Raw genomic sequence first — 12,024 nt, 5'->3', positions numbered from 1 at the left:
AGAGTCGAGTGGTTTTCGAGTGTGGTTCGTGCGGGCGGCCCGACTAGACTGGGCAGCCACCGTGGGGAGCGAGCGATGAGGGACGACGCGAGCTGGGACGAGGACGTGCGCCTGGCCGTCTACCGCGCCTTCGCCGGCCATGGCCGCGCGCCGACGGCGCCGGAGCTGGCCGACGCCGCGGGCGGGTCGCTCGCCGTGGCCAAGCAGGCGCTGCACCGCCTCGCCGACGCTCACCACCTGGTGCTCGACGAGTCCGAGCACGTCGTGCTGGCGCACCCGTTCGCCGCGAAGTCGCTCGGCTTCTCGGTGATGGGCGCGCGCACGCTGTGGTGGGGCGGCTGCGCCTGGGACTCGTTCGCCATCCCCCACCTCGTCGACGACGAGCCGGAAGTGCTGGTCGCGACCCGGTGTCCCGGCTGCGAGCGGCCGCACGCGCTGGTCGTCGGCCGCGCCGGGCCGCCGACGGGGGCCCAGGTGGCGCACTTCCTGGTGCCCGCCGCGCGGATGTGGGACGACGTGCTGCACACCTGCGAGCACCAGCGGCTGTTCTGCGACGAGTCCTGTGTGGACGATTGGCTCGCCGCGACCGGGCAGGCCAGGGGGGACGTGCTGGACCTCGGGACGCTCTGGCGGCTCGCCCGCGGCTGGTACGCGGGGCGGCTGGAGCGCGGCTACCGGCGGCGCGAGCCCGGCAGTGCCGTCGCGTACTTCGCCGAAGCCGGGCTCACCGGCCCGTTCTGGGCGCCGCCCGCGACGAGAGTCTGATTCACCACATCCGGGCGCCCCGGCGGCCCGGTCGCGGCCGGGTTCGGCGAGGATGAGGGCATGAACGCGCCCGTCTCCGACGTCGATCTGCCCGCCAACGTCGAGCGCGCGCTGGCCGGGTTCCTCGGCCGGGCGGGCGAGCGGATCATCGAGACCGAGCCGACCGTGGCCGCCGGGATCGAGGCGCTCAGCGGGTTCGTGCTGACGGGTGGCAAACGTTTGCGGCCCACGTTCGCGTGGTGGGGCTGGCGCGGCGCGGGCGGCGACCCGGCCGGGCCGGACGCCGAAGGCGTGCTGCAGGCGGTGTCCAGCTTGGAGCTGATCCAGGCGTGCGCGCTGATCCACGACGACCTGATCGACTCCTCCGACTCCCGCCGCGGTTTCCCGACCGTGCACATCGCGGGCGCGAAGCTGCACGCCGACCGCGGCTGGCTCGGCTCCCCGGCGACGTTCGGGCTGGCCACCGCGGTGCTGGTCGGCGACTTGGCGCTGGCCTGGGCCGATGACATGTTCGCCGACGCCCCGCTGCCCGCCGAGACGCTCGCCGCGGCCCGCCCGGCCTGGCGCGCGATGCGCACTGAGGTGCTCGCCGGGCAGTACCTCGACGTCCGCACGCAGGCCACCGGCGACGCCTCCCCCGAGGCCGCGCTGAAGATCGACCGGCTCAAGACGGCCGCCTACACCGTGCAGCGGCCGCTGCACCTGGGCGCGGCGCTCGGCGGGGCCTCCCCCGAGCTGATCGAGACGCTGCTGGAGTTCGGCGGCGAGGTCGGCATCGCGTTCCAGCTGCGCGACGACCTCCTGGGCGTGTTCGGCGACCCGTCGGTCACCGGCAAGCCCGCCGGTGACGACCTGCGCGAGGGCAAGCGCACCCTGCTCGTCGCGCTCGGCCTGCAGCTGGCCGCCGAGAAGGGCGAGAAGGCGGCCGCCACGGTCATCGCGGACGCGATCGGTGACGCCGACCTGTCCGACGAGGGCGTCGAGACCGTCCGGATGGCGTTGCAGCAGGTCGGCGCGGTCGACGCGGTCGAGCACCGGATCGACGAGCTGACCACCGCCGCGATGACCGCGCTCGAGCGCGCGCACCTGGCCGAGCCGGCCCCCGCCGCGCTGACCGGGCTGGTCGTCAAGGCCACCCAGCGGACGTACTGACGTGCGGCGCGTGGAGGGGTCCACCGACCACGTCGTCGTCATCGGCGCCGGGCTGGCCGGCCTGTCGGCGACCCTGCACCTGCTCGGCGCGGGCCGCCGGGTGACGCTGCTGGAGCAGGCCGACGTCCCGGGCGGGCGCACCGGGCAGCAGCGGTTCGGCGGCAACGCCGTGGACACCGGCGCGAGCGTGCTGACCATGCCCGAGCTGCTGGACGAGGCGTTCGCCGCGGTCGGCGAGCCGATGGCCAAGAACCTGCGCCTGACCCGGCTCGACCCGGCCTACCGGGCGCGGTTCGCCGACGGCAGCGCCCTTTCCCTGCACACCGACGGCGACGCCATGGAGGCCGAGATCCGCGCCTTCGCCGGCGCGCGCGAAGCGGCGGGCTACCGGGCGCTGCGGCGCTGGCTGACCGGGCTGTACGCGGTGCAGAAGGACCGGTTCCTCGGCACGAACTTCGACTCGCCGCTCGACCTCGCCCGGCCCGAGCTGGCGAAACTCGCCGCGCTCGGCGGGTTCGGCCGGCTCGGCCCGCGCGTCGCCCGGTATCTGCGCGACGAGCGTGTCCGGCGGCTGTTCACGTTCCAGGCGCTCTACGCGGGCCTCGACCCGGCCCGCGCGATCGGCGCGTACGGCGTCATCTCGTACATGGACACCGTCGGCGGCGTGTACTACCCCGAAGGCGGCATGGGCGAGATCGGCCGGGCGCTGACCGGCGCCGCGACGCGGGCGGGCGCGGACGTGCGGTTCGGCACCGAAGCGGCGTGGCTCGAGCGCGTCTCGTCCCGGGTGCGCGCGGTCCGCACGCGCTCGGGTGAGCGGATCCCGTGCGACGCCGTCGTCCTCGCCACCGAGCTGAGCACGGCGTACCGGCTCATCGGCGCGCGGCCCCGGCGGCCGGTGCCGCTGCGCTACTCGCCGTCGGCCGTCGTCCTGCACGGGCGGACCACGAAGGCGTGGGACCTGGGCCACCACACGATCTACTTCGGCGCCGCCTGGGAACGGACGTTCGCCGAGATCATCCGCGAAGGACGGCTGATGAGTGACCCGTCACTGCTGGTCACGCGCCCGACGGCGACCGACCCGGGACTCGCCGGGAACGGTGGCGAGATCGTCTCCGTGCTGGCGCCCGCGCCGAACCTGAACCGCGGGCCGATCGACTGGGCGCGTGTCCGCGGGCCGTACCGCGAGGAGCTGCTTCGCACGCTCGAAGCGCGGGGGCTGACCGGGTTCGGCGACGAGTTCACCGTCGACCAGACGCTCACCCCGGCCGACTGGGCGGCCCGCGGGCTCGCCGCCGGGACGCCGTTCTCGCTGGCGCACACGTTCGCCCAGACCGGCCCGTTCCGGCCGGCGAACCTGGTGCGCGCGGCGGGCAACGTGGTGCTGGCCGGCTGCGGCACGACGCCGGGCGTCGGCATCCCGCCGGTGCTCATCTCCGGGCGGCTCGCGGCGGAACGGATCACCGGGAAGTGAACGAGCTCGACGCCGCCGGCATCACCGACCCGGCCCTGCGTGCCTCCTACGCCGCGTGCCGCCGGCTCAACGCCCACCACGGCCGCACGTTCTTCCTCGCGACGCGCCTGCTGCCGGCCCGCGCCCGGCCCGCCGCGCACGCGCTGTACGGCTTCGCGCGGATGGCCGACGAGCTGGTCGACAACCCCGAACCGGGCACGGACCCGGCGGCCGAGCTGGACCGCGTCGCGGCGATGGTCGAAGACGTCTTCGCCGGCGGCACCCCGGACGACCCGGTGCTCGCGGCCCTGTCCGACACGGTCCACTCCTACGGCATCGCCCAGGACCTGTTCGACGCGTTCCTGCGCTCGATGCGGGCGGACCTGAAGCCGGCCGAGTACGCGACGTTCACCGATCTGGGTGCGTACATGTACGGCTCGGCGGCGGTGATCGGGCTGCAGATGCTGCCGGTCTTCGGCACCGTCGGGCCGCTGGCCGACGCCGAGCCGGGGGCGATCGCGCTCGGCGAGGCGTTCCAGCTGACCAACTTCCTGCGCGACGTCGGCGAGGACCTCGACCGCGGCCGGCTGTACCTGCCGCTCGACGAGCTGGCCGCGTTCGGCGTCTCGCGTGAGCTGCTGGAACGGCGGCGACCGGACCCGCGGATCCGCGCGGCGATGGCGTACTTCGTGGCCAGGACCCGCGCGGTGTACCGGCGGGCCGAAGCCGGGGTTCCGTTGCTGCGCCCGGAATCCCGGCCGTGCGTGCGGACGGCGCTGACGCTGTACGAGGGCATCCTGGACGAGATCGCCGCGCTGGACCACGACGTCCTCACGCGGCGGGCGGTGGTGCCGAAGACGCGCCGGCTGGCGGTCGCGCTGCCCGCGTTCGCCGCGGTCTGGGCGCGCGAGACCCTCGGGGCCGGTCGTAAGCTGCGGTCATGACCTCAGCAGCAAAGCGACCGATCCGGATCGGGCTGCAGCTCCATCCGCAGCACGCCGACTACGACACCATCCGGCGCACCGCGTCCGCCGCCGAAGAGCTCGGCGCCGACATCGTCTTCAACTGGGACCACTTCTACCCCCTCTACGGCGAGCCCGAGGGCAAGCACTTCGAGTGCTGGACCATGCTCGGCGCCTGGGCGGAGTCGACGTCGCGGGTCGAGATCGGCGCGCTCGTCACCTGCAACAGCTACCGCAACCCCGAGCTGCTGGCCGACATGGCCCGCACCGTCGACCACATCTCCGGCGGGCGGCTCATCCTCGGCATCGGCTCCGGCTGGTTCGAGAAGGACTACGACGAGTACGGCTACGAGTTCGGCACCGCCGGCGGCCGCCTCGACAACCTGGCGGAGTCGCTCCCGCGCATCGAGGCCCGCCTCGGCAAGCTGAACCCGGCGCCGACCCGCAAGATCCCGGTGCTCATCGGCGGCGGTGGCGAGAAGAAGACCCTCAAGCTGGTCGCCAAGCACGGCGACATCTGGCACGGCTTCGGCGAGCCGGAGGTCGTCGAGCGGAAGGTCAAGATCCTCGACCAGCACTGCGCCGACGTCGGCCGCGACCCGGCCGAGATCGAGCGCTCGTGCGGCGTCCAGGACGAGCCGGACGAGCTGGGCCCGAAGCTGCTGAGCCTCGGCGTCTCGACGTTCACCGTCGGCGCCGGCGGCCCGGACTACGACCTCGGCCTGCTCAAGTCGTGGATCGCCTGGCGCGACAAGAACAACGGCTGAGTCTTTTGGTCCGTGAAGGCCTCCTTACCGGCTCTTATGGCCGGTAAGGAGGCCTTCACGGCTTTCCGGGGTGTAGGGCGGCGCGGTGGGCGGCGACGCGTTCGCGCGTTGCGCAGCGGGGTGAGCAGTAGCGCTTCGGGCTGCCGCCGCCCAGGTGGGCGAACGGTCGGCCGCACGACTGCGACGCGCACAGCCCGCCCGGCGGGCCTTGGCGGTCCGCGAGCAGCGTCGCCAGGCCCAGCGCCGACGACGTCACCAGCCAGCGGTCCCACGGGCCGTCGTCGGCCGCGTCGAGGTGCAGGTGCCAGCCGTAGCCATCCTCGTGGTCCGTCAGGCGGGGCGGGCCCGCGTAGCGCGTGAAGAGCCGGTTGAGCGCCGAAGCCGCTTCGGTGACGTCGGACGCTGCGAAGACGTCACGGAGTTCTCGTGCTGCTTCGCGCAGCTTCGTCAGGTCGCTCGTCGAAAGGGTCACGGCCGGTTCGCCGTGGGCCTGCAGGACGCGCTCGACGTCCGCCGCGCCGGTGTCCGGGGGCAGCAGCACGGCGAGGAGGTCGACGGCGCGCTGGACGGAATCCCGGTGCGGAAAGGCCATGCCCCACTGTAACGTCTCGATCATGTCGAGCCGTTACAGACTCGCCGGGTATCTCACCGGGGCGACGCTCGCCCGGACCGGCGACGAGCTGTCCGGGCCCGCGCTCCTGCTGCTGGGCCTGACCGCCGGCCCGCACGCGGGGGCGGCGCTGCTGGCCGGCCTGACCGCGGCGGCCGCGGCGGGTGGGCCGGTGTTCGGGGCCCTGCTGGACCGCAGCCCGGCGCCGGGGCGGCTGCTCGCCGTCGCACTGGCGGGGTACGCGGGCGGGATCGCCCTGGTGACGGCGGTGTTCGGGCACCTGCCGCTCTGGTCGGTGGTCGCGCTGGCGGTACTGACGGGCCTGCTCAACCCGGCCATCGCGGGCGGCTGGACGGCTCAGCTGCCGTCGGTCGTGAGCGGCGGGTCGGCTCAGCTGCCGCCGGTCGCGGGACCCGCCCTCGCCACCGCCAGCCGGCTCGACGCGGTGACCTTCACCGCCGCCGCTCTCGCCGGCCCCGGACTGGCCGGCCTGCTGGCCACCCTCGCCGGTGCCCCGGCCGCCCTGGCTGTCGCGGTCGCCATGGTCGCCGCCGCGCTCCCGGTCGCCTGGACTCTCCCCCGAAGACCCCGCCCGGCCGCGACCCGGCTCGGGAAACAGCTCGCGGACGGCTTCGGCGTCCTCCTGCGCAACACGCCGCTCCGGCGGGCCACCGCGACGTCCACGCTCTCGTGCGCCGGGGTCGGCATGGTCACCGTCTGTTATCCCCTGCTCGGCGCCGCGCACCTCGGGAGCGCCGCGGACGGCACCTTGCTCATGACCGTCGTCGCGGTGGCGTCACTGCTGGCCAACGCCGTCTTCGCGAGGAAACCGCTCCCCCTGGAGCCGGACACGATCGTCTGGGCGAGCACCCTGCTCCTGGCCGCGAGCTGCGTCGTCGCGGCGACGGCGACCGACGTGAAACTCCTGGTCGCGGCCTCGGCACTGGCCGGATTCGCCGAAGGACCGCAGCTCACGGCCCTGTTCGCGATCCGGCACCGGGAAACGCCCGCACGCGTGCGGGCGCAGGTGTTCACGACGGCGGCGAGCGTCAAGATCACCGGTCTGGCCGCCGGAGCGGCACTGGCCGGTCCGCTGGCGGCGTGGTCGATCCCGGCGTGCCTGCTCACGGCCGCGGCCGTTCAGCTGGTGGCCGCGCTGAGCCAGGTCAGAAGGCCTCAGAAAGCCATCGCCTGGGCGCGCCGCTTCACCTCGGTGCCGTGGCTCGTGCGCAGCGCGTTGACCGGCGTGTTGCCCGGCAGCGACTCGTCGACGGTGAACAGCCAGCGGAGCATCTCGGTGCGGCTGAACCCGGAGTCGTCGAGCACGGTTATCGTGCCGGACAGGCCCTTGACCACGCCGTCCTTGACGAGGAACGCGCTCGGGACGCACAGCTCGCCGCCTCGTTTGAGGGCGATCAGCTCGCCCTCGCGCAGCAGCTGGCGGACCTTGTTGGTCGACGTCCCGAGGGCGGTCGCGACCTCCGGCAGCGGCAGCACCGCGATGTCGGCGGCCAGGACGTCTTCGGCGACAGGAATCCCACTCACAGGTGACACTGTGCCACATTCGCCCCCCTCTCCCGCTAGTGCGCACGGGTGACCCGCGAGGTCTCCTCCACGCGGCGTGCCGGGTTCCGTACGATCCCTACTCGTGACACGCACCCATCCCAGCCTGGCCGGCACGCTGCTCGAGCGGCGCTACCGGGTGGACCGGCTGCTCGCCCACGGCGGGATGTCGTCGGTCTACCAGGGGACGGACACCCGGTTGGACCGCCAGGTCGCGATCAAGATCATGGACCCGCGCTTCGCGGACGACCGGTCGTTCGTGGACCGGTTCGTGCGGGAGGCCCAGTCGGCCGCCCAGCTGCACCACCCGAACGTCGTGGCGGTGCACGACAAGGGCGAGGAGGGCGGCCTCGCCTTCCTGGTCATGGAGCTCGTCGACGGCGGCACCCTGCGGGACCTGCTGGACGAGAAGGGCCCGCTCGACATCGCGCTCGCGCTGAGCGTCGCCGAGCCCGTGCTGTCGGCGCTCGCCGCCGCGCACCGGGCCGGGCTGGTGCACCGCGACGTCAAGCCCGAGAACGTGCTCATCGGCCGGTCCGGGCCGCACACCGGCGGCGTCGTCAAGGTCGCCGACTTCGGCCTCGTGCGGGCCGTGGCCAGCGCCGGGACGACGAGCGCGAGCGTCATCCTCGGCACCGTCGCCTACCTCTCCCCCGAGCAGGTCACCACCGGCGCGGCCCACGCGCGCGGCGACGTCTACTCGGCCGGGATCCTGCTCTACGAAATGCTCACCGGCCGCGCGCCCTACACCGGCGACACCGCGATCTCGGTGGCCTACCGGCACGTCAACGACGACGTCCCGCGGGCGAGCGAGCTGCGCCCGGACCTGCCGGCCGCGCTCGACGACCTGATCACGCGCGCGACCCGGCGCGACCCCGAGCTACGGCCCGCCGACGCCGGGGAGTTCCTCACCGAGCTGACCGCGGTGCGCGCGCAGCTGGGCCTGCTGCCGGTCACCGTGCCGGTCCCGGTGTCCCACGGCCAGGGCGACATCGCCGACACCGAGCGCACGCTGCCGCGGATCCCGCAGGTGCAGCCCGACACCGGGAAGACCATGCCGGTGCACCGGCCGAACGCGACGCGGGCGCTCAGCCACCCCGGCCACCCGGGCACCCCGCCGCCGGGAATCCCCGCGGCCGGGAACGTCCCGCCGCGCCCGCCCCGCCGGCGGGCCGAGCCGGAACCCGAGAAACCGGCGGACAACCGCAAGCGGATCGCGCTGATCGCCGGGGCCGTGCTGCTGTTCGGCGGGCTGATCACGGCGTTCATCTTCATGCTGACCGACACCGGCGGCGACAAGACGTCGACGGTGCCGAAGCTCGTCGGGCTGAACCAGGCGGCGGCCGGTGACGCCCTGCGCTCGGCGAAGCTGACGCCGCAGTTCAGCCAGGTGTTCGACAACACGGTGCCGTCGAACACCGTGCTGCGCAACGAACCCGCCGAGGGCACCACGCTGACGCCGAACTCGACGGTGTCGGTCGTGCTGTCCAAGGGCCGCCCGGCCGTGCCGGACATCCGCCCGGGCACCGCGCTGCCCGACGCCGAGCAGGCGATCAAGACGGCGCAGCTGACCCCGGTCCGCGGCACCGACGACTTCGACGCCGAAGTCCCGCAGGGCGCGGTGATCCGCACCGAACCCGGCGCCGGCAGCCAGCTGAACATCAACGGGCAGGTCACGATCATCGTGTCCAAGGGCCCGATCCCGCTGCCGCCGGTCCCGGACGTCACCGGGAAGGGCAAGGACGAGGCGTTCCAGCTCCTGCAGCAGGCCGGGTTCGAGCCGTTCCAGGCGGGCGAGGAGTTCAACCAGAACGTCCCGGGCGGCGCCGTCACCCGGACCGACCCGGGGGCCAACTCGCAGGCGACGGCGAAGCGGATCGGGGTGTTCCTCAACAACGCCGTCCAGGTGCCGGACGTCCGGTTCCGCTCGTTCGACGACGCCCAGAAGCTCCTCGAGCAGGCCGGGCTGCAGGCCGATCGCGACGGCGGCCGCGGGCGCGGCGGGGGCGGCGGGTTCGACTTCGTCTTCCAGCAGGACCCGCAGCCGGGCACGTTCGTGCAAAAGGGCTCCAAGGTCAAGCTGAAGGGCTTCGGTGGATGATCGGCAGCCGCGGGCGCGTGACCGGCACGATCGGCCCCGGCCTCATCGGTGAGGTGCTGCTGAGCGTCCGGGGCGGTACCGAGGCCTTCTACGCCTACCCGATCGACTCCGAAGCGACCTTCGCCTCCGGCACTCAGGTGCTCGTCGTGGACTTCGAACCTCCCCGCACGGTTTATGTCGAACGGTGGCAACCCCTGAGCCGTTAGCGGCGTCGAAGGGCTACCAACAACAGAAGACTGAGGGGTGTGGGAGGCCAATGAGCATCCTGACGATCGTCGGCATCGCCGTCGTGGCCGTGATCCTGATCTTCGGACTGCTGCGGGTCCTGTACAAGGTCGCGGAGCCGAACGAAGCGCTGATCGTGTCCGGCTGGGGGATCCGGGTCGAACGCAGCGAAACCGCGGACAGCCTGGGCTTCAAGATCATCACCGGCCGCGGCGTGAACGTCATCCCCGGGTTCCAGACCGCCCGGCGGCTGTCACTGGACACCCGGGGCGTCAACCTGCAGGTTTCCTGCGTGACCCGGCAGGGGCTGCCGGTCACCGTGCGCGCGGTGGTGATCTACAAGGTCGGCGACGACTTCTCGTCGATCGCCAACGCCGCCCGCCGGTTCCTGGACCAGCAGAAGGGCATGAACGACACGATCCACGAGCTCTTCTCCGGGCACCTGCGCTCGATCGTGGGCGGGCTGACCATCGAGGAGATGATCCACAACCGGGACGCGCTCACCGGTGAGGTGCGCCAGTCCTCGGCCACGGAGATGATCAAGCTCGGCCTGATCGTGGACTCCTTGCAGATCCAGGAGATCGACGACGAATCGGGCTACATCCTCAACCTCGGCAAGCCGCACGCCGCCGCGATCGCCGCGTCGGCCCGGATCGCCGAGGCGCAGCGCGACCAGGAAGCCGCCCAGGTCGAGCAGGAGTCGGCGGCGAAGAAGGCGGCCGCCGTCCGCGCGAGCCAGATCCAGCAGGCCGGTTACCAGGCCGAAGTCGACCAGGCGCGGGCGAAGATGTCCCAGTCCGGTCCGCTGGCCGAGGCGACCGCGCGCCAGGAGGTCGTCGTCCAGGAGACGCGGGCGGCCGAGCTGGAAGCGGCACTCGCGGAGCAGCGGCTGCAGTCGCAGGTCCGCAAGCCGGCCGATGCGAAGGCGTACGACACGCGCACGGCGGCCGACGCGGCCCGTGACGCTTCGATCGCCAAGGCCCAGGCCGAGGCGAAGGAGACCGAGCTGCGGGCGGCGGCGGACGCGACCCGCGTCAAGACCGCGGCCGAAGCCGAGGCACAGGCGACGAAGGCCCGTGCGGAAGCGGCGGCCGGGGCGACCCGGGCGACCGGTGAAGCGGAGGCTGCCGCGGCGAAGGCGCGCGGTCTCGCCGACGCGGAAGCCGCGAAGGCGAAGGGTCTCGCCGAAGCCGAGTCGGCCCGGGCGAAGGGTCTCGCCGAGGCGGACGCCATCAAGGCGCGCGCCGCGGCGCTGGCGGAGAACCAGGAAGCCGTCGTCGCGCAGCAGCTGGCCGAGCGCTGGCCGGAGATCGTCGAGGCGGGCGCGAGCGCGTTCGGCAACATCGACCACATGGTCGTGCTCAACGGCGCGGACGGCATGTCCGACATGTTCGCCAAGGCGCTGTCGCTCGGCGGGACCGGTCTCGGCCTGGCCCGGCAGCTGATGGAGTCGATGGGCAAGCCGGCGGACAAGGAGCTCGACGAGAGCGCCAGGAAGAACGGCGAGCTCAAGCTGAGCGACGGGGACCTCAAGCTGAGCGACTGATCGCGCACGCTGCGTACGGCCCTTGTGTCCCGGATCACGGGAGACGAGGGCCGTACGCCCGTTCGGGGGCGGAAATTCCCGGGACGTTGCCTTACCGTGGGCGCATGGTGCCGGACAGCACGTCGCGGGCCGCCCGATGAACTTCTTCACCGGCGGTCCCCGCGAACGTCCCCTGTTCCCCGTTCCGGAGCAGGAGCTGTACGCCTTCAACGGCAGACACTGGACCGATCCCCCGCGCGAGCACATCGTCCCGGCCGTGCTGCCGTGGGCGCAGGCGCTGGGCCGGTCCGAGCGCACGATCGTCGCGCTGCGGGCCGTCGAGGTGTGGCCGGAAGCGGTCACCCTGCGCGTCACGGTGTACTCGCGCGACAGCCTGGTCGACGACCCCGCGGAAGGCCTGATCGACCACCGCCGGGTCCCGGACTACAACGGCCTGCTCATCGGCGTGCTCTACGCCGACGGGAGCCGGGCCAGCTCGGAGACCATTTCGGTGCCCTCGGCGAGTGAGCCGGACGGGCCGGTGCTGCGGGCGCAGGCGGTCGGCGGGACGCGTTTCGCCGTCGAGCACGAGGTGTTCCTGTGGCCGCTGCCGTCGGCGGGGCCGCTCAAACTGATCGTCCAGTGGCGCGATCGGGGCATCGAAGAGTCCCGGACGACGCTCGACGGCGGCGCGATCCGCGCCGCTGCGAAAGACGCCGCGGAGATCTGGCCCGGGCTGGGCAGGCGTCACGCCGGCGCGTTGCCGGTGCGCCGCGTCGGCAAGCAGGTGGCGTTGACCCCCGACTGGGGGACCGCCGTGGCCCGGGCGGACGAGCCCGAAACCCCGCCCGGCGAATAAAAACCGGTTGATCTGTGACCCCGGGCACCGCTGCCCGGGTAT

Annotated in this window: 12 protein-coding genes; 9 read left to right on the top strand and 3 right to left on the bottom strand. The window is 73.1% G+C overall.

Going from position 1 to position 12,024, the window contains the following annotated elements; translation table 11 throughout:
* Positions 1-75: 75 nt before the first annotated feature.
* Genes merB through ACLJQZ_RS12295 form a run of 5 tightly spaced genes read left to right on the top strand, consistent with a single transcriptional unit; the run spans position 76 to position 5,099 of the window.
* Positions 76-765, top strand: coding sequence for an organomercurial lyase (merB, locus tag ACLJQZ_RS12315; RefSeq protein ID WP_410620146.1), 690 nt, complete (start codon positions 76-78; stop codon positions 763-765).
* Positions 766-825: 60 nt separating this feature from the next.
* A complete protein-coding gene (locus ACLJQZ_RS12310; protein ID WP_410620145.1) occupies positions 826-1,917 on the top strand; it encodes a polyprenyl synthetase family protein in 1,092 nt (363 codons plus the stop codon).
* A gap of 1 nt (position 1,918) precedes the next feature.
* Positions 1,919-3,391: a phytoene desaturase family protein gene (gene crtI, locus ACLJQZ_RS12305; RefSeq protein WP_410620144.1), complete on the top strand. Its 1,473-nt coding sequence runs from the start codon at positions 1,919-1,921 to the stop codon at positions 3,389-3,391.
* Complete coding sequence (locus ACLJQZ_RS12300) at positions 3,388-4,314, top strand: phytoene/squalene synthase family protein (RefSeq protein ID WP_410620143.1); 927 nt, start codon at positions 3,388-3,390, stop codon at positions 4,312-4,314. The genes crtI and ACLJQZ_RS12300 overlap by 4 nt, the downstream gene beginning before the upstream one ends.
* Positions 4,311-5,099 (top strand): LLM class F420-dependent oxidoreductase, encoded by a 789-nt coding sequence (locus tag ACLJQZ_RS12295; RefSeq protein WP_410620142.1) that lies wholly within the window; start codon positions 4,311-4,313, stop codon positions 5,097-5,099. Before ACLJQZ_RS12300 ends, ACLJQZ_RS12295 begins: the two co-directional genes overlap by 4 nt.
* A 55-nt stretch (positions 5,100-5,154) precedes the next feature.
* Here the strand turns inward: ACLJQZ_RS12295 and ACLJQZ_RS12290 are convergent, their stop codons facing one another.
* From ACLJQZ_RS12290 to ACLJQZ_RS12280, 3 genes are all read right to left on the bottom strand, one after another.
* Positions 5,155-5,691, bottom strand: a complete 537-nt coding sequence (locus ACLJQZ_RS12290; RefSeq protein ID WP_410620423.1) for a CGNR zinc finger domain-containing protein — start codon at positions 5,689-5,691, stop codon at positions 5,155-5,157.
* Positions 5,692-6,429: 738 nt separating this feature from the next.
* Positions 6,430-6,837, bottom strand: a complete 408-nt coding sequence (locus tag ACLJQZ_RS12285) for a hypothetical protein (RefSeq protein WP_410620141.1) — start codon at positions 6,835-6,837, stop codon at positions 6,430-6,432.
* A 48-nt stretch (positions 6,838-6,885) separates the two neighbouring features.
* The gene (locus ACLJQZ_RS12280; protein WP_247062933.1) at positions 6,886-7,254 is read right to left on the bottom strand and encodes an Rv2175c family DNA-binding protein; all 369 of its coding nucleotides are present in this window, start codon (positions 7,252-7,254) and stop codon (positions 6,886-6,888) included.
* Positions 7,255-7,357: 103 nt separating this feature from the next.
* Here ACLJQZ_RS12280 and pknB point away from each other — a divergent pair, with 103 nt between their 5' ends.
* From pknB to ACLJQZ_RS12260, 4 genes are all read left to right on the top strand, one after another.
* Positions 7,358-9,373, top strand: a complete 2,016-nt coding sequence (gene pknB / locus ACLJQZ_RS12275; RefSeq protein WP_410620140.1) for a Stk1 family PASTA domain-containing Ser/Thr kinase — start codon at positions 7,358-7,360, stop codon at positions 9,371-9,373.
* Positions 9,370-9,579, top strand: a complete 210-nt coding sequence (locus ACLJQZ_RS12270; RefSeq protein WP_410620139.1) for a hypothetical protein — start codon at positions 9,370-9,372, stop codon at positions 9,577-9,579. Before pknB ends, ACLJQZ_RS12270 begins: the two co-directional genes overlap by 4 nt.
* Before the next feature lie 50 nt (positions 9,580-9,629).
* Complete coding sequence (locus ACLJQZ_RS12265) at positions 9,630-11,144, top strand: SPFH domain-containing protein (protein WP_410620138.1); 1,515 nt, start codon at positions 9,630-9,632, stop codon at positions 11,142-11,144.
* A gap of 136 nt (positions 11,145-11,280) precedes the next feature.
* Positions 11,281-11,982, top strand: a complete 702-nt coding sequence (locus tag ACLJQZ_RS12260) for a hypothetical protein (RefSeq protein WP_410620137.1) — start codon at positions 11,281-11,283, stop codon at positions 11,980-11,982.
* Positions 11,983-12,024: the final 42 nt, after the last annotated feature.

It is taken from the genome of Amycolatopsis sp. cmx-8-4 (genome assembly GCF_046548675.1).
Taxonomy (GTDB): Bacteria; Actinomycetota; Actinomycetes; order Mycobacteriales; family Pseudonocardiaceae; genus Amycolatopsis.
The sequence above is the reverse complement of the archived record's forward strand: the minus strand, read 5'-3'. Positions and strand labels throughout refer to the sequence as shown.